The sequence below is a fragment of the Palleronia caenipelagi genome, from assembly GCF_007004065.1.
Taxonomy (GTDB): domain Bacteria; phylum Pseudomonadota; class Alphaproteobacteria; order Rhodobacterales; family Rhodobacteraceae; genus Palleronia; species Palleronia caenipelagi.
In genome coordinates this window covers 63,438-85,113 of the sequence record NZ_VFSV01000010.1, presented here as the reverse complement: position 1 = coordinate 85,113, position 21,676 = coordinate 63,438, and the positions used below count along the sequence as shown (strand labels likewise).

The window sequence follows — 21,676 nt, the reverse complement described above, 5'->3', positions numbered from 1 at the left end:
CATGACCCAGACGCGATGCCCGTGGTGCGGCGAGGACCCGCTCTATGTCACCTATCACGACACCGAATGGGGCGTGCCGGAGTATGACCCGAGGGCGCTGTGGGAAAAGCTGATCCTTGACGGGTTTCAGGCCGGGCTGTCCTGGATCACCATCCTGCGCAAGCGCGAGAGTTTCCGCGAGGCGTTCGAGGGCTTTGACCCCGAAGTGATCGCAAGCTGGGGCGAGACGGAGGTGGCGCGGCTGGTGCAAAACCCCGGCATCATCCGCCACAGGGGCAAGATCGAAGCCACCATCGGCAATTCGCGGGCGTTTCTGGACCTGTCAGAGAGACAGGATTTCGCGGAGTTCTGCTGGTCCTACGTCGATGGCACACCTCTGGTGAACCGCCCCGCCACGATGGCCGGCGTCCCGGCGCAAACGGAGATCTCTGTGGCGCTGTCAAAGGATCTTAAGAAGCGAGGCTTCAAATTCTGCGGCCCGACCATCGTCTACGCATGGATGCAGGCCTGTGGCTTGGTGAACGACCACCTCGAAACATGCTTTCGGCAGAGCGAGGTGTGAGGACGGGATTTGGATTTTATGGACGGGTGAAGGGTTTGGGCGGGTCCATATCCCTCAAACGTCAGTCACCTCTGGCAGGTCAGGGGCAAAAGGCTCTGCCGGTCGTCCCGGATCGATCCAGCCATCGAACGCTTGCATCAAAGCGTCGGTCGGAAATGCGCCACTGAGGAAATGGAACCCCTGAGCGATCAAAGGTGAAAATGGCTGAATGATTGCGCAGATGGCTGCGGCTTCGATCACCTTCTGAGACGTATTTGCGCTGAAAAAGCCACGCGGTTTGGCTGCGAGGTCCCGTTCCAGCAGCGCAATCCGGGCATTCAGCGCTTTGATCTCTTTGGTCAGCGCCTCAATCTTTGCCGCCTCATCTTCCTGCGCGCGCAGATGGGTCGCCAGATTGCGGAAATGGTGGGTAACCGCTTCGAGATGGCGAAGCTCCTCCGGCAGTTGGTTCCAGCCGGTTTCATTGCGCAGGAGATCAAGTTGCGCCTTGACCGTATCGGCGGCCAGTTCAGAGGTCCGCGCTGAAAATTCCGGCGACGCCAGAAGGTTCTGGACATGAGTTCGGATCATCTCCGCCGGCAGGTCGGGAACAGCGACTGGCCGAGCCTTTGCTTCGATTTTTTCGATCAGCCTTGCGATGTGGGCCGGGCCTTTGGCCCAGTCATTGTCGGGGATGAGGGCGATTTGCTTTTGCAGCTCCCAGTCGAGCGGCTCACCGCGCAGGAAGCCGTCATACCAGCGGGCCCAGAAGGACCAGATCGGGTCGGACTGCGCAAGATCAGAGATGGCATCCGACGCGGCGTGCTCTGGCGCCTTCGCGTCTGGCCATGTGGGTATGCCGAACAAATCTGTAACATCTTTTTTTCAGCAGGCTGATGTCTGCGTCATGGGCCGCCTCAATTACGATGTGAGCGTTATTGAAGGTAAATATTGCATCAGCAGCACCGACCCGGGCGTGATCAACCGCTTTGTCCGAGGAATGCGCGGCAGCGGAGGCTAACCGAGCCACTGACAAAGGGAAACCGCCGGTTGCGTAACTACTCACGGCGGCGAGGGCGGCGCCAGCAGCCTCAATTATATCGGCGGTTGAGTGTGCGGTAGAAACTCCCGACACGAGAATGCACCTGTAGGAGTGCAGCACAAGCTGGCCATAGGTTGTAGGCCATGGCGCCTCGGGTGCATCACGAATCAAAACAGGCGCCACCCGCAGCGCATCCCGAGCCGCCATCGCGACTATAACATCACGCTCCTGCCCCTTCAGCCACTCCTCATACTCGTCCAGATCCATCCCACCGCTCGCCCCTGCCCTTCCCTCCACCCTAAGACCTTCTGTCGCCCTGTCTACTGACCTCTCGACAAACGCCCCAAAGCGCCGCATATGCGGGCTATGACCGACCTTGCTCACATCCGCAATTTCTCCATCGTGGCCCATATCGACCACGGGAAATCCACGCTCGCTGACCGGCTGATCCAGCTCACCGGGACGGTGGCTGAGCGGGACATGAAGGAACAGCTCCTCGATGCGATGGATATCGAACGCGAGCGCGGGATCACCATCAAGGCCAACACGGTGCGCATCGAATATCCGGCCAAGGACGGGATCACCTATGTCCTGAACCTGATCGACACGCCGGGTCACGTGGACTTTGCATATGAGGTGTCGCGGTCGATGAAGGCCGTTGAGGGGTCCTTGCTGGTGGTCGATGCCAGCCAGGGCGTCGAGGCGCAGACGCTGGCCAATGTCTACACCGCCATGGAGGCCGATCACGAGATCGTGCCGGTCCTGAACAAGGTCGACCTGCCCGCCGCCGAGCCCGACCGGGTGCGCGAACAGATCGAGGATGTCATCGGCATCGAGGCCCATGACGCGGTGGAGATCTCAGCCAAGACCGGGCTGGGCATTCCCGAAGTGCTGGAAGCCATCGTCCAGCGCCTGCCCGCGCCCACGGTCGGGGATCGGGATAAACCGCTGAAGGCGCTGCTGGTCGACAGTAAATACGACAGCTATCTGGGCGTGGTGGTGATCGTGCGGATCATCGACGGCGTCCTGAAAAAGGGCCAGCGTATACGTATGATGGGCACCGGCGGCACCTATCCGGTGGACCGCGTCGGGATCTATCGCCCCGCCATGCAGGACGTGGACGAGCTGGGACCGGGCGAGATCGGATTTCTCACCGCGTCGATCAAGCAGGTGCGCGACACCCGCGTCGGTGACACGATTACGCTGGAGAAGAACGGCGCGACCGAGGCGCTGCCGGGCTTCAAGCCCTCGATCCCGGTGGTGTTCTGTGGACTGTTCCCGGTGGATACGAACGACTTTGAAGACATGCGCGACGCCATCGAAAAGCTGGCGCTGAATGACGCGTCCTTTACCTCCGAGATGGAGACCTCGGCGGCGCTGGGATTCGGGTTCCGGTGCGGCTTCCTCGGGCTGTTGCATCTGGAGGTGATCCGCGACCGGCTGGAGCGCGAATACGATATCGACCTGATCACCACGGCCCCGTCGGTGATTTATCATGTCTATATGCGCGACGGCACGCGGGTGGATCTGCACAACCCCGCCGACATGCCCGACCCGACCCATATCGACCATATCGAGGAGCCTCGGATCAAAGCGACGATCCTCGTGCCGGACGACTATCTGGGTGATGTGCTGAAGCTGTGTCAGGAGCGGCGCGGGATCCAGATGGACCTGACCTATGCGGGAAGCCGCGCGATGGTGGTCTATGACCTGCCGCTGAACGAGGTCGTATTCGACTTTTACGACCGGCTGAAATCGGTGACGAAGGGCTATGCGAGCTTCGATTACCAGATGATCGGCTACCGCGAGGATCACCTCGTGAAGATGCAGATCCTGGTGAATGACGAGCCAGTGGACGCGCTGTCGATGCTGGTTCACCGAGACCGGGCCGAGGGCCGGGGCCGCGCCATGTGCGAGAAGCTCAAGGAGCTGATCCCGCGCCACATGTTCAAGATCCCGATTCAGGCAGCCATTGGCGGGCGGGTCATCGCGCGCGAGACGCTTTCAGCCATGCGCAAGGACGTGACCGCGAAATGCTACGGCGGCGACGCCTCGCGAAAGCGCAAACTGCTGGACAAGCAGAAGGCCGGTAAGAAGAAGATGCGCCAGTTCGGCAAGGTGGAGATCCCTCAGGAGGCGTTTATCAACGCGCTGAAGATGGATAGCTGATCTACTCTGACCGCACCGACATGACGCCCCGTCGCCTTGCTTCGGGGCGTTTTCTTTTGCACCGCGCCGTATAAGTAGGGCGCATCGCCCATGACCCTCTCAGGACCCCTGATCATGAAGAAATTCGTCACTGCAAAGCTGCATGGCCTCCATGTCACCGAGGCTGATCTGGACTATCACGGCTCGATCACCCTCGACCCCGATCACTGCGAAGAGGCGGGGATTCTCCCGCTGGAATTCGTCGAGATCTGGAACAAGGCTTCGGGCGCGCGGATCTCAACCTATGTGATCTACGGCGAGCGGGGGTCACGTTGCTGTATTTTGAACGGCGCGGCGGCGCGGACCTGTCAGGTGGGCGATCAGGTCATTATCTGCGCATCGGATTACCTCGCTGCCAGCGCCGTTGAAACGATTGCGCCCAAGGTGCTGACCTTCACCCGAGACAATGACGTTGCGGACCGACTGAGCTACGATGTGACCCGGCGCGAGGATGGTGGGCTTGATTTCGCGATCCTGCAGGATGGGGAAAAGCAGCCTGTCCCGCTGAAAGTCCGCGAGGCCTGAGAGCACAAAAAAGGGCCACCTTGCAGGCGACCCTTTCAAATTACAGTCTGGCGGCCAGATCAGGCGGCCAGCGCTTTCTTGGCCTGATCGACGACCGCGGCGAACGCCTCGGGCTCGTGGATGGCCAGATCCGCCAGAACCTTGCGGTCCACTTCGATGCCGGCCTTCGACAGGCCGTTAATGAAGCGGGAATAGGTCAGGCTCTCGTCATGTGCCCGGACACCAGCGTTGATCCGCTGGATCCACAGCGCGCGGAAGTTGCGCTTGCGGTTCTTGCGGTCACGGGTGGCGTACTGGTTGGCCTTATCAACGGCCTGCGTAGCGGTCTTGAAGGTGTTCTTGCGGCGGCCATAATAGCCTTTCGCAGCCTTGATGACCTTCTTGTGACGGGCGTGGGTGGTGGTTCCGCCTTTAACTCGCGACATGGTTCGGTCTCCTTAGCCGGCGTAGGGCATGTAACGCTTGGCGAGCTTCTGATCGGGCTCGCTCAGCACGGTGGTTCCACGGGCATCGCGGATGAACTTGTTGGTCCGCTTGATCATGCCGTGACGCTTGCCGGCCTGTCCGCCGACGACCTTACCGGTCGCGGTGACCTTGAAGCGCTTTTTGGCGCTCGACTTGGTCTTCATCTTGGGCATTTCCGTCTCCTTCTTCGGATGGTTCAGCGCACCCTCGGCATGCCACATGGCCGGAGCGCGCAGACGAAGCCGGGCCTTACACCGGCCGGGGATCAGGCGCAACCGCCATTCCCGTCATTTGATGATATCCGCGAACACCACAACGAAGGCATAGACCAGATCGTCCATTGTGTAGTTCGCCGGGTAGGACATCAGGGTCCAGTAGCCCAGAGCGATCCCGAGCACGGTCATGATCAGGCCGAACGCGGACAGTCGGACGGCCGCCAGACCGCCGATCAGATACATGAGGCCGATGGCCAGAATGATTGCCGCAAACACGATCCCGTAATCGCGAGACAACGGGATCTGGAGCAGAGCAAGCATAAGCGGCATCACAGCGGGTCCTCACCTAATCAACAGACCACGGGATAGAGGCCCACCCGTCTCTGATCAACCCGGATCAGTGGCCGAGATCAGACGCTCTTCACACGGGGCAACCCGCAGGATGTTTGTGGTGCCGGTCTGCCCGAAGGGCACGCCAGCGGTCACCACGATCTGATCCTTTGCGTCGGCAAAGCCTTCGCCCCGCGCCGCACGAACGGCATGGATCACAGCGTCCTTAAACCGGCTCGGATTGCCGGTCAGCACACAATGGGTCCCCCAGCTCAGGCACATGCGCCGCGCGGTTTTCTCCAGCGAAGCCAGTACGATGATCGGCACCGCTGGGCGCTCGCGCGACACCAGCAGAGCGGTCTTGCCCGACTGGGTGTAGCAGCAGATCGCCTCGATATCCGCCGTCTCGGCGATCTCACGGGCGGCGGTCACGATGCCGTCGGCCACGGTGGTCTTCTCCGCGCCACGGCTGGCATTGATGATGACGCGATAGGTGGGATCGCTCTCCACCTCGACAGCCACGTTGTTCATCGTGGTGACCGCTTCGACCGGATAATCGCCTGCTGCCGATTCGGCAGACAGCATCACCGCGTCGGCGCCCTCATAGATGGCGTTAGCCACGTCAGAGACTTCGGCGCGGGTCGGCACCGGACTCTCGATCATCGATTCGAGCATCTGGGTCGCGACGATCACAGGCTTGGCAGCAGCGCGGCATTTGCGCACGAGGCTCTTCTGGATCGGCGGCACGTTCTGCACCGGCAGCTCCACGCCGAGATCGCCACGCGCGACCATGATGCCGTCAGAGGCTTCGAGGATGGCGTCGAAATTCTTCACCGCGGAGGGCTTTTCGATCTTCGACAGCACCGCCGCGCGACCATTGCAGAGCTTGCGGGCTTCTTCGACGTCGGACGGGCGCTGCACGAAGCTCAGTGCCAGCCAGTCGACCCCCAGCTCGGAGACAAACTCCAGATCCTTGCGGTCCTTCTCACTGAGCGCGGCCAGCGGCAGCTCCACATCCGGGACATTCACGCCCTTGCGATTGGAGATCGTACCACCGACGACCACCTCGCAAATAGCAAAATCTGTACCGTGTTCCTTCACCCGAAGGCGGATCTTACCATCATTGACCAGAAGCGTGGCACCCGGCTCCAAAGCGTCGAAGATCTCTTTGTGCGGCAGTTGCACGCGGGTGGCGTCACCCTCTGCGTCGTCCAGATCGAGGCGGAATTCCTGCCCTTCGGTCAGCTCTTCCTCGCCATTGGCAAACACGCCAACGCGGAGTTTTGGGCCCTGCAGGTCCGCGAGAATACCAATGGGTCGGCCCAGATCGGTTTCGACCTGTCGAATGATGGCATGACGCTCTATAATCTCGTCATGGCTGCCATGGCTCATGTTCAGACGGAACACGTCGGCCCCGGCCTCAAACAGCTTGCGGATGGTCTCATAATCGGAGGAGGCGGGGCCGAGCGTGGCCACGATCTTGATCTTGCGCAGACGTCGCATGGAGGTCTCCTGTTAGCGGTCGCACGGCTTATGCGCCAAGCCGGGACGACTGGCAACATCCGGCGCGCGACTACCGCGCAATATGTGTCAAATCTTGCACCCAAGCCGCAGGTGACACATGTCTCTGACATCTGACTGGCAAAGGAGCCTCCCATGGACGACGCGACCCGCACCGAACTCGAAGCCGCCGCCTTTCGCCGCCTGCGCGACCACCTGCAACAGCGGACAGATGTGCAGAATATCGACCTGATGAATCTGGCGAGCTTCTGCCGCAACTGCCTGAGCCGCTGGTATCAGGAAGCCGCCAACGACAAGGGCATCGACATGTCCAAGGACGAGGCCCGCGAGATTTTTTATGGGATGCCCTACGAGCAGTGGCGGGACCAGTATCAGACCGAGGCAAGCCCGGAACAGCAAGCGGCCTACGAGATCAGCCACAAGCACGTGACATGAGCGGAACCCGCGCCGAGCTGGTGCAATTCGTCCGCGATGCGCTCATCGCGGGCCACAGCCGTGTTGAGATCCGGACCGCGCTCCTCGACGCGGGCTGGCAGGATGAGGATGCGGACGGTGCGCTGAGCGCCTTTGCAGACACCCCTTTTCTGCCGCCGATCCCGCGCCCCCGGCCCTTTGTCTCGGGGCGGGATGCGCTGATTTACGGGCTCGCCTTCCTCGCTCTCTGCATCGTGATCAGCAACCTCGTCTCGGTTTTGTTCGAAGGGATCGAAGCTCTTTTGCGTGAGGAAACAAGGTCTTCGTTTCGACGCGAAAGCTGGAGCATCGCCGCGATCATGGTGTTTACTCCGCTCTTCCTGCGCATCGAGTGGCGCTCCGACCGGAACAATCCGGTGCGCAAGATCTTCTCCTATGCAGCGCTGTTCTTTGCGGCCCTGGCCCTCCTGCTGACGCTGGTCAGCGTCATCGCGCTGGCTTTGTCCGGGGGGCTGGTTCTGGAAATCGCGCTGAAGGCCGCCGTGATCGCGCTGATCGCAGCGGGCGTCGGATACCACTATCTGGCCGACCTGCGTGCGGATGCGGGGGCCGTCGAAGGAAAGAAGATATGATCAAATACGCTGTCCTGCTCGTCACCGCACTTAGCATCGCCGCCCCGGTTTATGCCGGGCCGAACCGTCAGATGGTCCTGAAAGTCGAGCGCATCTCAAAGCGTTATGATATCCCGGTGAATTTCAACACGCTCACCACAGCACAGGCGGCCGCGCTAGTGATGCTGGTGGAGAGCGGCGGGCGGCGGCGCACCAGCAATTCCGAGATCCGCCAGAAGGGCCGCGCGATCATGAACAACCCCGATTTTGCCGACTGATCGGCAAATCTCCGCAGGGTGTGACGAATTCCCGTCCCGGTCGCCCTAGCCGCGCGGCTGATCCCCCATTAAGGTTGAATACAACTTCATTGGGGGATGATCCTTGCGAAACCTTGCCCGCGCTGGCGCGCCTCTCGTGATCGCTGCCAGCCTTGCTGTTCCCGCACTCGCTTTCGACGGCCCGGTTTACGATGTGGAAGGCAGCGAAGACCTGCTGAAAGACATCAAGGCCACGTCGCTCGTGCAGAGTGCCGCGAACGAAGATGTTGCGGATCCGGCCGAGCTTCTGGCCGCTGCGCGCGCGGATTACGGGCGTCTGGTCGGCACACTGTATTCTCAGGGCTTTTATGGCGGCGTGGTCTCCATCCGGGTGAACGGGCAGGAGGCGGCGGAGATTTCGCCGCTTACGCGTCTGGGTCGAATCGAGAGCATCGTTATTGCGGTTGAGCCTGGACGACCCTACCGCTTTTCGCGTGCACAAATCGGGCCTTTGGCCGAGGGCACAGACCTTCCCGACGGCTACACCAGTGGCGAAATCGCGGAATCGAAGCTGATCCGCGACGCTGCTGGCGCGGCGATCGACGGCTGGCGCGCGGTAGGCCACGCCAAAGCGGATGTGGGCGGTCAGGAGATTGTGGCGAACCACCCGCAGGCCCAGCTCTCCTCCGAGGTTCAGATTGCACCGGGACCTCTGGTCCGGTTCGGAGAGATCCAGTTCGAGGGCAGCGATGCCGTGCGCCCGGCGCGCTTGCGCGAGATCGCGGGGTTTCCGGATGGCGAGGTATTCAGCCCCGAAGCTCTGGACGGCGTAGCCCGTCGGTTGCGCGACACGCAGGTCTTTTCCTCCGCCGCTGTCACCGAAGACGAGACCCTCGGACCCAATGATACGCTGGACGTGACCGCCGATCTGGTGGCCTACAAGCCCCGCCGGATTGGCTTTGGCGCCGAGGTCTCTACGGTCGAGGGGTTGGGGCTGAACGGTTACTGGATCCACCGCAACCTCTTTGGCGGGGCCGAACGGCTGCAACTGGACGCCGAGGCTACCGGGATTGGTGGGGGCACGGGCGGGGTTGATTTTGACCTGTCGGCCCGCTTCGAGCGCCCGGCGACCTTTTCGCCAGAGAATACCTTCTTTACTGAGCTGAGCTATGAGCGGCTCGACGAGGACGATTTCACCTCGGATGTCGGGTTTCTGGAGGTCGGCATTCAGCGCTACGTGAACGAGCATATCGAGATCCAATACGGGCTCGCCTATCGCTTTAGCCATGTCGAAGATGACAGCGGGACCACGGATTACAGCCTGCTCGCCCTGCCCCTCTCGGCCACCTATGACGACCGCGAAGAGCCGCTCAACGCCAAGAGCGGCTACTATCTGGACCTCGATCTGGCGCCGTTCCTTGGCACCAACGACGAGACCGGTTCGGGCGCGTGGATGACCTGGGACGCGCGAACCTATCGCAGCTTTGGCACCGATGATCGCTTTACGCTGGCCGGACGGCTGCAAGGCGGCTCCATTGTTGGTGCAGATCTGGACGAGACCCCGAACGACCTGCGATTCTACTCGGGCGGCGGCGGCACGGTGCGCGGACAGGATTACCAATCCCTCGACGTGACGCTGGATGACGGCACCGATTCAGGTGGCGCGTCTTTCGTGGGCGTTTCACTCGAAGGCCGCTTCGACGTGACACCCAAAATCGGGGTCGTCGGGTTTTACGATTACGGGATCGTGGGAGAAGACTCCTTCCCCGACGGGGATAGCGACGATCATTCGGGCGCCGGGATTGGCGTCCGCTATGCCACGCCCATCGGACCGATCCGCCTCGACGTGGCCGCTCCGGTCTCGGGCGGCGGCAACGGGTTCGAGGTCTATCTGGGTATCGGGCAGGCATTCTGAGGAGCGGGACGATGAACAAACTGGCGCGCATCGCCCTGATCGGAACCGCTCTCGGCGTGTTGCCCGTGCTGGCGCAGGACAGTGGCGAGGACGAAGGCGGCTTTCTGGAACGGCTGATCGAGGACAAGCTGTCCAGCGATGAGATGACCGTCCGGGTCCGAGGGCTCGACGGCGCGCTGTCCAGCAAGGCGACGATTGATCAGATCGAGATCTCCGACCCGAAGGGTGTCTGGCTGACAATCAACAACGCTGAACTCGACTGGCGCCGGACGGCACTGTTGCGCGGTCGGCTCGACATCACCAGCCTCTCGGCCGGGGAAATCCTGCTGCCCCGACTGCCGGAAGCGAAGCCGAAGACCGAGATGCCCAACGTTGAGGCCGAGCCCTTCTCGCTGCCCGACCTGCCTGTGGCGATCGAGATCGACGAGATCGAAGCAGCCCGCGTGGCGCTGGGGGCACCAGTCGCAAAACAGGACGTGGAGCTGTCGCTCTCCGGCGCGGCCCGGCTGGTGGATGGCGATGGTGCGGTTCAGATCACCTCGGAGCGGATCGACGGCAAGGGCGGGTCCTTCAACGTCGATGTCAGTTATGAAAGCGCCAGCCGCGACCTCTCGGTGGATGTTGCGCTGAATGAGCCTGCGGGGGGCTGGATCGGGACGATTCTGAACCTCCCCGGCAACCCGTCCCTCAACGTGGAAATCGCTGGTGAGGGGCCGTTATCCGATTTCACCGCCACTCTGGACCTGGATACCGACGGCACCCCGAGGCTCGACGGGCAGGTAGCGCTGAAGGATGTGGACGGGGCCTCGACCTTTGCCGTGGATCTCGGCGGCGATGTGACGGCGCTGTTCCTGCCCTCTTACAGGCCCTTTTTTGGCGACAACATCCAGCTGAAGGCGAATGGCCAGCGTGGCCCGGATGGCTCCGTGCGGCTCGACCAGCTCGATCTCGAAGCCGAGGCCATGACCCTCGCAGGCGAGGTGGTGATCGGCGCGGACCGGGTGCCGGACCTGATCGACATCACCGGGCGCATTGCCGCGGATGATGGGCCGGTCCTGCTGCCGGTGGGGACCAATCTGCGGGTCAATGAGCTGACCCTCGACGTACAGTACGACACCACAAAAGGCGAAGATTGGACGGGCCTCATCGAGATCAACGGTTTTGACCAGCCGGATCTGGGCATTGATCGGATCGCGCTGGATGGTTCCGGCATCATCGCCAACACCGCCAACGCGCTGGCCGTCACAGCGGGGTTCGATTTCGACGCGGAGGGGCTGTCGCTCGCTGATGGCGGGCTGGAGGACGCGCTCGGCAACTCGCTGACCGGGCGCATCGACCTCGATTATGAGACCGGCGCCCCCGTGACCCTCTCGACCCTGCGACTGAAAGGCGCCGGGTTTGATCTGGACGGGACGGGTGGTCTCGATCCCGATGGCGACGGCCTGCCGGTGAGCTTTACCGGGCAGGTGAGCGCCGCAGATCTGTCGATCTTTACCGCGCTTGCGGGTCGTCCGCTCTCGGGGGCCGCACGGCTGAGCCTTGATGCCAGCGCCCGGGTCCTCGCCCGGACATTTGACGTGACGCTGAGCGGCCAGACCGGCGATCTGACGATCAACATCCCCAAGCTTGATCCGCTGCTGGGCGGAGATTCTGATCTCGCGCTCTCGGCCTGGCGGGATGAGACTGGGCTGGTGGTGCCGGTGCTGCGCTTTGACAATGCCGCCGTGACCCTCGACGGCGCGGCGGACCTGACCTCCGAAGGGGGCACTGCGTCTCTCGACCTGCGCATCGACGATCTGGGCCGGGTAGACGAGGCCCTCACCGGCCCCGCCATCGCCACGCTCAGCGCCAACCGGCCCGAAGATGTCTGGGACATCGTGCTGCGCGCCAACGCGGCCGGAACTGCGATCCGCGGGGAGGCCAACCTCTCTGAGTTGGACGAGGACAGTCCGTTGGCGCGATTTGATCTGACCGCAACGGCCGAGGATTTGGGCCGTTTTTCCGGTATTGCAGGTCGGGATCTGGGTGGAACTTTCGATATAGAGGCCAAGGGCGGCGCGCGGCTGAACCTGCAATCCATCGACGCGACCTTGACCGGCAGCCTCAACAATCTGGCCCTCGGTCAGCGGGAACTGGACCGGCTGCTGACCGGGCAGACAGCCCTTGATGCCGAGGTTTTCCGCGCGGGCGGCGTCATCCGGGTACCTGAACTGAGCCTCGAAAACCCGCAGATCGAGGTCACTGGCACCGCTGATGTACGCCCCGGTGACAGCACCGCAAAAGCGCGGGTTCTCCTCGCCGATCTGTCGAAGATCGTGCCCGACATGACAGGCCCAGCGCGGCTGACGCTGGATGCCCGAGAGGACGGCAAAGGTTGGGTCATCGACCTCGACGGTGACGGCGCAGGGGCCCGGATCGTCGCCGACGCGACCGTGACAGAGCTGGACGCTGTGCCCCTGTTTGACGGCACCGCGCGGATCAGCGCCGATCGGCTTTCGGCCTTTGACGATCTGGCGCGACGTCCTCTGGGCGGATCCTTTGACGTCAGCTTCGACGGTCAGGCCCGCGCAGACCTGTCCCGCGCCGAGGCGGAAATCAGCGGTACCGCGACAGATATCGCCATTGGACAAGCCCAGATCGACCGGCTGCTCGGCGGGCGGACGGACATCGCTCTGTCCGCAGATAAGAGCGGCGACCGGATCAACGCGCGTCAGGTGCGTATCACCAATCCGCAAGTCACTCTCACCGGCGACGGCCAGTATGGGGGCGAAACTCCCGGACAGGCCGGTGCAAACATCACATTCGCCGAGCTGAGTCAGATTGTCCCCGCCATGAGCGGACCGGCTGAGATCACGCTCACCGCCGAGGAACAGGATAAGGACTGGCAGATCGTCCTCGACGGCGATGGTGCGGGCAGTGCCATACGGGCTGAGGTGGCCGTCTCCGATCTGGACACCACGCCTTTGGTGAACGGGTCCGGTACCCTCTCGGTCGCGGACCTCTCGGTCTATTCCGAACTGGCAAAGCGCGACCTCGGAGGCGCCGTGGATGTGCGCTTTGACGGGCGCGCAAGGACCGATCTGTCGAGGGCCGGCGTGGACCTGAGCGGGACGCTGCAATCTCTTCGCATCGATCAGCCTGAGGCCGACCGGCTCCTGCGAGGCGCAACCACGCTGGCGCTCAAAGCCACGAAGTCTGAAGACGTGCATCGGGTCACTGAACTGACCCTCAACAATGCCCAGATTACGCTGGACGGAAACGGATCCTATGGCGGCGGCGATCCCGGCGCGGTGGAGCTGACGGCGCGGATGCCAGAGCTGGGGGCGGTCCTGCCCGAGATGCGCGGCCCCGCCAATCTGCGGCTTGTGGCCGAGGAAACTGGCCGGGACTGGCAGCTGTCGCTCGATGCTGACGGGGCGGGCAGTACGGTCGATGTGCTGGGACAGGTCTCCGACCTGACACGGCGCCCGAGCTTTGACGGCAGAGCCAGCTTGCGCTCTGCCGACCTGTCGCGGTTCAACCGGATCGCCCGGCGATCGCTCGCGGGCAGCTTGAACGCGGATGTGGTCGGCCTCTTGCGCTTTGACGCAAGCCGGTTTGACGTGACCGCCGATGTGACCGGACAGGGGCTGCGGGTCGGCATCCCGCAAGCCGACAAGCTTCTTGCAGGCGGTGCCACCGAGTTGCGCGTTGATGCGGCGCGCGATGCGGCGTCTGCGCCGATCCGCGTCCGAAGCTTCCGCCTGGATTCCCCCGGTCTGGATGCGACCGCCAGCGGGACAGTCCTGGGCGGTGGTGCGAATCTGACTCTCGACGCGAGACTGGCTGATCTCGGCCAGTTTGTTCCGAAACTTAGCGGCCCTCTGAGCGCCGCAGGCCGCGTGCGCCAATCGGGCCAGACGATCAATCTCGATCTCGGGCTGCAAGGCCCCGAGGGCATCACGGCTCAGATCGGTGGCAGCGTCGCGCAGAACTTTGCCCGTGCGGGCCTGACCGCCACGGGAACTGCCCCCTTGCGACTGGTGAACCCATTTCTCGGAAATCGCTCGCTCGCCGGGGACGCGCGATACGATTTGCGCCTGAACGGCCCGCTGGATCTCGACGCTCTCGCGGGTACGGTCCAACTGGCGGATGTACGCTACGTGGACCCCAAGTTGTCGCTGGTTCTGAACGATATTTCCGGCAGCGGGCAAATCAGTGGTGGACGGATCACCGTGGATCTCACCGCAAATAAGCAAGAGGGCGGTCGCCTCCGGGCTTCCGGTCCGATCGGCCTGACCAGCCCCTTTAATGCCGGGCTGTCGTTGAACGCGGATGAGCTGGTTTTTGAGGACCCCCGCCTCTACCGCACCACACTGACCGGCAACCTGCAGGTCGACGGCCCCCTGCGCGGTGGCGCGCGGATTGGCGGCGCGCTGACGCTGGGCGAGACAAACCTGCGCGTGCCTTCCACTGGTCTCGGCGTGACAGGCCCAATCCCCGAAGGCATGGTCCACGTGGGCGAGCCCGCCGACGTCCGCCGCACTCGGGAATATGCCGGGATCATCAAACGCGAGGAGCGCGCCGCGCGCGGCGGCGGGCCGGTCTACCCGCTGGATATCACCCTCAGCGCGCCAAACCGGGTGTTCATCCGGGGACGTGGCCTTGATGCGGAAATGGGCGGGGATCTGACCATTGGCGGAACAACGCGCAATGTGGTCCCCTCGGGGCAGTTCAGCCTGATCCGGGGTCGGCTCGATATCCTCGGCCAACGGATCACGATGGACGAAGGCTCGGTCACACTGCAGGGCGATTTTATACCGGTGATCCGCCTTGTCGCCCGGACCGAGACCGATGATGTCACGATCCGCGTAGACGTGGATGGTGTGGCAACCGAGCCCGAAATTTCCTTTGGATCGGAACCGGAACTGCCTGAAGACGAGGTTCTGGCAAGGCTGCTGTTCGGCAAATCGATCTCCAACATCTCCGCACTACAGGCGGCTCAGCTGGCGTCTGCCGTGGCAACGCTTGCAGGCAAAGGCGGCGAGGGTGTCATCAGTAAACTGCGCGGCAAGACCGGCCTCGACGATCTGGACGTGACCACCGACTCCGAAGGCAATGTTGGCGTCACAGCGGGCAAATACGTGGCGGAAAACGTCTATACCGATGTCAGTGTCGGCGCGAGCGGCGAGGCAGAAGCATCGATCAATCTCGACCTGACGCCTGATATCACCGTGCGCGGGAGCGCGGCCAATGACGGCGAAGCCAAGCTGGGAATCTTCTTCGAGCGGGACTACTGACCCCTATCCTCTTGGATAGCACTGGCGCGTTGGGATAGGTGCGGGAACATTTGCCGCCCCTGCCCGTTCTCTGCGCATGAACGCACCACGGTCCGGGAGGGTACAGCACATGGTCAGATCCGTCATCTTTCTCGTTATCGCCACCCTGATTGGACTTTGGGGTTTCGGCGGCGGCGAGACAGTGCATGCGAATGCCGCGCGGATCGTATTTCTGGTCCTGCTGGCGATCGCAGTAATCCAACCCCTCGTCCGTTTGTCCCGCCGGGATGGTCCGGAACGACCTTGACCGGACAGGCGCGAAGTCGGATGCAATGGCATCCACCTACGCGCGCATGTCTGTGATCGTTAGGCGTTCCCCGATGACAGCCAAAACGCAAACGACCGCCCGAGGGCGGTCGTTTCTGTTTCGGATGACGGCAATCTTTAAGCTTCGACCTGGAGCGATCTGCTGGAGGCAAAGAACATGGCTTGGCTGACCGCAGACTGGACCTGCTCTTCGGTGTAGGGCTTGGAGATCAAAAACGCCGGTTCGGGCTTGTCGCCTGTCAGAAGCCGCTCCGGGAAGGCGGTGATAAAAATCACCGGGATGTCGCCGAATTGGCCGAGAATATCCTCGACGGCATCAATCCCCGAGGAGTTGTCAGCCAGCTGGATATCCGAGAGGATCAGGTCGGGCTTTTCCTTCGCCGCAAGCTCCACGGCGGCACTGCGCGTCCGGGCAATGCCAGTCACCGTGTGGCCCATTCCGCTGACAATGGAGTGAATGTCCATGGCGATCAGGGCCTCGTCCTCGATCACCATAACGCGACCGGACATGGACTTCTGCATCTCGGAGATCGCAATATCCACCAGATTGGCGGCTTCGCCGGGCTCGATATCCATGATCTTGCCGACCTGCTCAAAGCTGAAGCCCTCGATGGTCGATAACAAGAGCGCCTCGCGGGTGTTGTTTGTCAGGCCGGACATGTGCGCCAGCGCCTGGCTTTCCAGCAGGCTCTCAGGATCCTCAGTGTCTGCCGTGGGCGCGCCCGCCGTGGACCAGATCAGGTGAAAGGCCCGGAACAGCGCAGTTTTAGGAGAGAGAGCCCGCTGAAAAATTGCCGGCTCCTGCAGGATCGCCTCCAGCGTCGCAGCCGCATAATTGTCACCGGTCGATTGCGATCCGGTCAGCGCCCGTGCGTAGCGACGCAGGTATGGCAGCTCATTTCCGATCAGATCCGCGATATGAATCTGTGTGTCATCTCCGGCCATGTGTCGCGCTTTCCACCTTGTTAGATACTGTTGGGGAACTAACATAGAGAAACGGCGTTGGTTCCAGCAAACAGATAAAAAATTAGCTCTACGAAGCGGTGAAAAATGGCGTCACAGCAAAAAGACTGGTCCAGTGTCATGCGACAGATCGATGAAAACCTTCGTCGGGTCTATCGCGACGATGAGCCACCGACAGATGTTCCCGACCGCTTCAAGGTCCTTCTCGAGAAGCTGAAAGAAAAGGAACAGCGGGATGGCTGATGCCGGTCATCGCGACCCGCGCGAAGAAATCCTCGACCATCTGTCAGCACTGAGAGCGTTTGCGATGTCTTTGACCCGCAACTCGGCTGCGGCGGACGATCTAGTACAGGACACGATTGAGAAAGCTTGGAAAAATATAGAGAAATTCGAGGCTGGCACGAATCTTCGGGCTTGGCTCTTCACAATTCAGCGGAACGCCTTCTATTCCGTCCGGCGCAAGTCAAAGCGGGAAGTCGCCGACGTGGACGGCGCGATTGCGGCCACACTGTCGGAACGACCGGCCCATGATGGCCGCCTTGCGCTCAATGATTTTCGCAAGGCTTTTGAACAACTTCCGGACGAGCAGCGCGAGGCGCTGATGCTGGTTGGGGCGTCAGGTTTCGCCTATGATGAAGCCGCCGAGATGTGCGGTGTCGCCGTTGGCACCATCAAGAGCCGCGCCAATCGGGGGCGCCGCCGTCTGGCCGAATTGATGGGCCTTGACCCGAACGAAGATCCTGTGATCGCGGACAGTACGAATGTCGGCGTTCTGACCGCGCAACGTAACCGACAGGGTTAATCCTTGCTGCTTCCGGTGAAGATGACGGACGGGCTGAACCGGCTGGACGTCCGGGTTGTTTTTCTGCTCGGCATCGCACTTCTGCCGATCGGGATGATTGCCATGGTGCAGACTCATCGGGTGATTCAGGACGCACGGGCCACCGCAGAGCAGTCGCTTATCTCGGCCACTGTGAATGCCGCGCAGAGCGAGCGGGAAAGTGTGATGCAGATGCGGGGCTCTGCGCGCATGCTGGCAGAAGCCATCCCGGCGCTGATGACACAGCCGGAGGTGTGCTCCCGCACTCTGTCGCGCTTTGCCGAGCAGACATCGGCGGTCGAATTCGCCGGTTACGTCGATGAGACCGGTATTGTGCGGTGCAGTTCTGCCGGAACGGGAATGGATTTATCTCAGACCCTGACGCACAAAGACTTCGAGGCCGCCCCCCTCTCATCCATCAGATCTGTACGCGCCGGTGACGGCAAACGGACGCTTTTGGCGATCGCCGAGCCGCTGGTCATGCCCAATGGCGAGGAAGGCTACGCTCTGGTCCACGTTCCGCGCCGGTCAATCCGGCGACAGGAAGATGGGATGCAAGTGTCCGGACCGCAATACATCACCGCCTTCACCCGGGCCGGGCATGTCCTGTGGGACTCCGACAATATCGCCAGCGAAGAAGGCGATTTTCCCGCGAATACAACGCTGGAAAGCCTCACTGTGTCGGGCGAGGCGAAGGTGTTTCGGGCTGATTCCATAGCGGGTCAGAGCCAGATCTACGTGATCGCACCGCTGCTTCAGGGCAATATCTACACCATGGCCGTTTGGCACCCGGACGCGATACCGGAGTCGCCTCTCACAACCTCCACGGCATTGCTGTTTCCGCTCATCATGTGGCTGGCGACGATCTGGGTCGCGTATCTCGCCGTGCACCGGTTGGTCATCCGCCATATCCGGCGCATCAGGATGCGGATCAGAGCATTTACGTCTAATCGCCGTGTCTTCGGCATCGACTACGAGCCCGATACTCCCAGCGATATCCGCGAGGTTGCCGATGCGTTTCAGGTGCTCACCGAGCGGATCGTTATGGACGAAGCGGAGCTGGAAAACTCACTCCATGAAAAAGATGTGCTTCTGAAAGAAGTGCACCATCGGGTGAAGAACAACCTGCAGCTCATCGCCTCTCTGACCAACATGCAACTGCGCAAAACGGAGACTCCGGAGACGCGCTTTGTGCTCCAGAGGCTCCAGGATCGGGTGCACAGTCTCGCAGCGATCCACCAGTCGCTCTACGAGGCATCCGTACTGTCGCGTGTTTCTACGGGCGAGCTGATCCGAGATCTCGCCCAACAGGTGTTTGACCGCTCCGCGCTGCTCGGCGCCGAGGTCGACCGAACTATCGAAGTCGCTGATATCCCGCTCTATCCCGATCAGGCCGTCCCTTTGTCGCTGCTCGTCGCCGAAGCACTGACGAACGCGATGAAATATGTGGGCAAACCCCCAGATGGGCAGCCATGGGTATCTTTCATCCTCGCGCCTCTCGATGACGGGCGGGTCCGGCTGAGAATTGGAAACTCGGTCGGGGAGCCTCTGGTGGATGAACCGCAGTTCTCGTCCGGGCTTGGCACACAACTCATTCAGGCCTTCACCCTGCAACTGGGCGCGCAGATCGTTGTGACGCGTGAAGACGACGCCTACATCACTGAAATCCGGTTCACGCCCAGCGATTTCAGCCCTGAAAGCGCCTGACATCGTCAGTATTTTCGGTTGGCGCCGGAACCAGCCGGGCGATGCGGGGTTGCTAGGGCATGACACATATTGCGCATCTCCCGAACCCTAACACCCGCGATGGCGCCCCCCGCCGCGTGGGCATCGAAGTCGAATGCGGGGGGCTGCCCGAAGACGATCTGGCGCGTACCCTCGCCCGTCGCCTGGGTGGCGAAGCCCGGGAAAAAGCGCCGTATGAATGGATCGTGACCGGCTCCGAGCTGGGTGAAGTCGAGGTGCTGCTCGATACCGCCTTGCGCAAAAGCGTCGAGAGCGATCTGGAAAAATCCGGCCTCGACCTCGGGCGCTCGGTGATTCCGGTGGAGTTTGTTACCGAGCCCATCCTGCCCGAACAGATCGAAACGCTCGACAGCGTCTGTCAGGACCTGATCAAAGACGGTGCGTTCGGAACGAATGAGGGCATCGCCCTCGGGTACGGCGTCCATCTGAACGTCGCGCTGGCGAGCACTGAGCTTGATGCCATTCAGCCCACACTCACCGCCTTTGCGCTGATGGAGGACTGGATGCGGGACCGGATGAACATTGATGCGTCCCGCCGTCTGTTGCCCTTCATCAATCCCTACTCGGCGGATCTGGTGGATGCCCTTTGTGATCGGGATACGGACTGGACCCTTGAGCGGCTGATGGATGCCTATCTGGAGCACGCGGGCAGTCGTAACCACGGTCTGGACGCCCTCCCCCTCTTCAAATCGCTCGACGAGGATCGCGTTGTCTCTGCCGTTCCCGAGATGGCGGATAAAGGAGCACGCCCGGCCTGGCACTACCGGCTTCCCGATTGCCGTCTGGGCGAAGAGGGCTGGTCCATTGCTCTGGAATGGAACCGCTGGTGTGCCGTGGAAACCGTGGCCGCTGACACGAACCTCATGGCCCAGCTCATGGACGCGTGGCGCGACTACCGCAACCGCACTGTGCCGGTCCCAGGCCTCTGGGGTAAAACCTCGGCAGAGATCCTTGACCAAGCGGTGACCTTCCGATGACCGACCGTCCGCTGATCGGCGTGACCACCTCGACGCGGTCTGGCTGGCGGATTTTTCCGCTGGTGGCGCTCAACGTCCATTTAGCGGGCGGCCGGGCGGTTCGCTGGGTGACCGGGCGTCCCTGTAATGTTGAGACTGTGGACGGGATCATCATCGGCGGCGGAGATGACATCTCGCCCGACCTCTATGGCGGAAATCTCACGGCGTCGGCGCGCCTCGACCCGGCGCGCGACGAGATGGAGCTGACGATCGCGCGGCGCGCATTGGAGCGGAATATGCCGGTTCTGGGCATCTGCCGTGGCTCGCAGATGCTCAACATCGCGCTCGGCGGTAAGCTCGATCAAGACGCGTTTGCCACGCACAGAGACAGCCGCAAGTACAAGACCATCCTGCCGCGACGCTCTGTCCAGATTGCGGAAGGGTCACGCCTCGCCGACCACACCGGACTTGACGAGATGAAAGTGAACGCCCTCCATACGCAGGCCGTGTCCGATCTCGGGCAGGATCTCCGGGTCGCGGCAAAGGACGGGGGCGGTATGGTTCAGGCCATTGAACGGACAGCCGAACCGTTCTGGCTGGGCGTCCAATGGCATCCCGAGCACCTGTTTTACGCCCGGCGCCAACGCGCGATCTTTAAGGCGCTGGTCTCCGCCGCCGCGGCGCGACGTCGTCAGAGCGACCAGCTGGAACATGTGGACGACCGCGCACCGCTCGCAAGCTGAGTCGAAACGCCGGATAAAAGTCGGACAAACTCCGGAACCTCCTCCGGGTTCTCGCATTGTGCCAGTAACACTTAACCCGAAAGGACCTCTCCCATGAGCGACCGCTCTGTGAAAATCGGCAACCCCACCACGGACGACCTCGCCCGTCAGATGGAAACCCTGAAAAGCGATCTGGCACAGCTCACCGAACTCATGGGTGATCTGGGAAAGGCCAAGGGGCAGGAAATGCGTGCCAAGGCCGAATTCAAAGCGCAGGAACTCCGCCATGAGGCCGAAAACCAACTCGGTGAACTCGAAGCCTATGTCAGCCGTAACCCCCTTCAGGCGATGGGCATCGCTGCCGGGATCGGACTGCTGATCGGCTTCATGGGGCGCCGCTGATCCGATGATGATCCCCCAGATCGCCGAACTGCAATACAAGGCCCGGCTTGCGAAACGCAAAGCCCTCTGGGGCGGTGTGGCGGGCGCTCTTGGAGCGCTCGCTGTGATTTTCTTCGCCATTGCGGCGTGGGTCCTTCTGACCGACCTCTTTGGTACTGTCCCAACCGCCCTCGGATTTGGGGCGTTTTTTCTGATCCTTGCTCTCGGCGCGAAGGCTTTTGCCAGCCGTCCCCCTCGTGTCGTCCCAAAGCAGACCGCACAGCAACTGGGAACTACCGGCACTCCGACGCCAGTTGGTACGACGGCGTCTATGATCAACGCATTGATGCTTGGGGTGACGCTCGGCCGGGCCCTGCGCAAATAATCCGAGGCGCGCATGATCCCAGGGAGAGGCGGTTCAGCGCTTCTCCCAACCTCGCCAACTGTTGAAAGGATGAG

22 protein-coding genes are annotated in these 21,676 nt (G+C 62.0%); 16 read left to right on the top strand and 6 right to left on the bottom strand.

Going from position 1 to position 21,676, the window contains the following annotated elements; all coding sequences use genetic code 11:
* Position 1: 1 nt before the first annotated feature.
* Positions 2 to 562 (top strand): DNA-3-methyladenine glycosylase I, encoded by a 561-nt coding sequence (locus FEV53_RS08130; RefSeq protein ID WP_142834307.1) that lies wholly within the window; start codon positions 2 to 4, stop codon positions 560 to 562.
* A gap of 54 nt (positions 563 to 616) precedes the next feature.
* On the opposite strand, the gene FEV53_RS08125 is transcribed toward FEV53_RS08130, so the two are convergent.
* Entirely contained in the window at positions 617 to 1,408 is a 792-nt protein-coding gene (locus tag FEV53_RS08125) for a type 2 periplasmic-binding domain-containing protein (RefSeq protein WP_142834306.1), read from the bottom strand.
* A gap of 541 nt (positions 1,409 to 1,949) precedes the next feature.
* On the opposite strand from FEV53_RS08125, the gene lepA reads away from it, so the two are divergent.
* Together lepA and panD are read left to right on the top strand one after the other, a co-directional pair.
* Positions 1,950 to 3,752: a translation elongation factor 4 gene (gene lepA, locus FEV53_RS08120; protein WP_142834305.1), complete on the top strand. Its 1,803-nt coding sequence runs from the start codon at positions 1,950 to 1,952 to the stop codon at positions 3,750 to 3,752.
* A 114-nt stretch (positions 3,753 to 3,866) separates the two neighbouring features.
* Entirely contained in the window at positions 3,867 to 4,316 is a 450-nt protein-coding gene (panD, locus tag FEV53_RS08115; RefSeq protein WP_142834304.1) for an aspartate 1-decarboxylase, read from the top strand.
* A gap of 59 nt (positions 4,317 to 4,375) precedes the next feature.
* On the opposite strand, the gene rplT is transcribed toward panD, so the two are convergent.
* The 4 genes from rplT to pyk all read right to left on the bottom strand — a co-directional run bounded on the left by rplT (position 4,376) and on the right by pyk (position 6,829).
* A complete protein-coding gene (gene rplT / locus FEV53_RS08110) occupies positions 4,376 to 4,741 on the bottom strand; it encodes a 50S ribosomal protein L20 (protein ID WP_142834303.1) in 366 nt (121 codons plus the stop codon).
* Between the two features lie 12 nt (positions 4,742 to 4,753).
* Positions 4,754 to 4,954, bottom strand: coding sequence for a 50S ribosomal protein L35 (gene rpmI, locus FEV53_RS08105; protein WP_142834365.1), 201 nt, complete (start codon positions 4,952 to 4,954; stop codon positions 4,754 to 4,756).
* A 114-nt stretch (positions 4,955 to 5,068) separates the two neighbouring features.
* Positions 5,069 to 5,326 carry a hypothetical protein gene (locus tag FEV53_RS08100; RefSeq protein WP_142834302.1) on the bottom strand — a complete coding sequence of 86 codons (258 nt, stop codon included), beginning with the start codon at positions 5,324 to 5,326 and terminating at the stop codon, positions 5,069 to 5,071.
* 57 nt (positions 5,327 to 5,383) lie between these two features.
* Positions 5,384 to 6,829 (bottom strand): pyruvate kinase, encoded by a 1,446-nt coding sequence (pyk, locus tag FEV53_RS08095; RefSeq protein ID WP_142834301.1) that lies wholly within the window; start codon positions 6,827 to 6,829, stop codon positions 5,384 to 5,386.
* 153 nt (positions 6,830 to 6,982) lie between these two features.
* Here pyk and FEV53_RS08090 point away from each other — a divergent pair, with 153 nt between their 5' ends.
* The 6 genes from FEV53_RS08090 (at position 6,983) to FEV53_RS08065 (ending at position 15,609) form a co-directional block, all read left to right on the top strand.
* Positions 6,983 to 7,282, top strand: coding sequence for a DUF1244 domain-containing protein (locus FEV53_RS08090; RefSeq protein ID WP_142834300.1), 300 nt, complete (start codon positions 6,983 to 6,985; stop codon positions 7,280 to 7,282).
* Positions 7,279 to 7,893, top strand: coding sequence for a DUF5671 domain-containing protein (locus FEV53_RS08085; protein WP_142834299.1), 615 nt, complete (start codon positions 7,279 to 7,281; stop codon positions 7,891 to 7,893). Before FEV53_RS08090 ends, FEV53_RS08085 begins: the two co-directional genes overlap by 4 nt.
* Positions 7,890 to 8,150, top strand: a complete 261-nt coding sequence (locus tag FEV53_RS08080; protein WP_142834298.1) for a hypothetical protein — start codon at positions 7,890 to 7,892, stop codon at positions 8,148 to 8,150. The genes FEV53_RS08085 and FEV53_RS08080 overlap by 4 nt, the downstream gene beginning before the upstream one ends.
* A 103-nt stretch (positions 8,151 to 8,253) precedes the next feature.
* Entirely contained in the window at positions 8,254 to 10,044 is a 1,791-nt protein-coding gene (locus tag FEV53_RS08075; protein ID WP_246100759.1) for an autotransporter assembly complex protein TamA, read from the top strand.
* Positions 10,045 to 10,055: 11 nt separating this feature from the next.
* Positions 10,056 to 15,323: a translocation/assembly module TamB domain-containing protein gene (locus FEV53_RS08070; protein ID WP_142834297.1), complete on the top strand. Its 5,268-nt coding sequence runs from the start codon at positions 10,056 to 10,058 to the stop codon at positions 15,321 to 15,323.
* A gap of 109 nt (positions 15,324 to 15,432) precedes the next feature.
* A complete protein-coding gene (locus tag FEV53_RS08065) occupies positions 15,433 to 15,609 on the top strand; it encodes a DUF1328 domain-containing protein (RefSeq protein ID WP_142834296.1) in 177 nt (58 codons plus the stop codon).
* Positions 15,610 to 15,746: 137 nt separating this feature from the next.
* On the opposite strand, the gene FEV53_RS08060 is transcribed toward FEV53_RS08065, so the two are convergent.
* Entirely contained in the window at positions 15,747 to 16,574 is an 828-nt protein-coding gene (locus tag FEV53_RS08060) for a response regulator (protein WP_142834295.1), read from the bottom strand.
* Positions 16,575 to 16,712: 138 nt separating this feature from the next.
* Between FEV53_RS08060 and FEV53_RS08055 the strand changes: the two genes are divergently transcribed.
* From FEV53_RS08055 to FEV53_RS08025, 7 genes are all read left to right on the top strand, one after another.
* Positions 16,713 to 16,835 carry a NepR family anti-sigma factor gene (locus FEV53_RS08055; RefSeq protein WP_142834294.1) on the top strand — a complete coding sequence of 41 codons (123 nt, stop codon included), beginning with the start codon at positions 16,713 to 16,715 and terminating at the stop codon, positions 16,833 to 16,835.
* Positions 16,828 to 17,394 (top strand): RNA polymerase sigma factor, encoded by a 567-nt coding sequence (locus FEV53_RS08050; protein ID WP_142834293.1) that lies wholly within the window; start codon positions 16,828 to 16,830, stop codon positions 17,392 to 17,394. Before FEV53_RS08055 ends, FEV53_RS08050 begins: the two co-directional genes overlap by 8 nt.
* 3 nt (positions 17,395 to 17,397) lie before the next feature.
* Positions 17,398 to 19,119, top strand: a complete 1,722-nt coding sequence (locus FEV53_RS08045) for a sensor histidine kinase (RefSeq protein WP_142834292.1) — start codon at positions 17,398 to 17,400, stop codon at positions 19,117 to 19,119.
* A 59-nt stretch (positions 19,120 to 19,178) separates the two neighbouring features.
* Complete coding sequence (locus FEV53_RS08040) at positions 19,179 to 20,135, top strand: amidoligase family protein (RefSeq protein ID WP_142834291.1); 957 nt, start codon at positions 19,179 to 19,181, stop codon at positions 20,133 to 20,135.
* Positions 20,132 to 20,857, top strand: a complete 726-nt coding sequence (locus FEV53_RS08035; protein ID WP_142834290.1) for a gamma-glutamyl-gamma-aminobutyrate hydrolase family protein — start codon at positions 20,132 to 20,134, stop codon at positions 20,855 to 20,857. The genes FEV53_RS08040 and FEV53_RS08035 overlap by 4 nt, the downstream gene beginning before the upstream one ends.
* 93 nt (positions 20,858 to 20,950) lie before the next feature.
* A complete protein-coding gene (locus FEV53_RS08030) occupies positions 20,951 to 21,238 on the top strand; it encodes an ElaB/YgaM/YqjD family protein (RefSeq protein WP_142834289.1) in 288 nt (95 codons plus the stop codon).
* A gap of 7 nt (positions 21,239 to 21,245) precedes the next feature.
* On the top strand, positions 21,246 to 21,602 hold the full coding sequence (locus tag FEV53_RS08025) for a phage holin family protein (protein ID WP_185962143.1): 357 nt from the start codon (positions 21,246 to 21,248) through the stop codon (positions 21,600 to 21,602).
* The last annotated feature ends 74 nt before the right edge of the window (positions 21,603 to 21,676 follow it).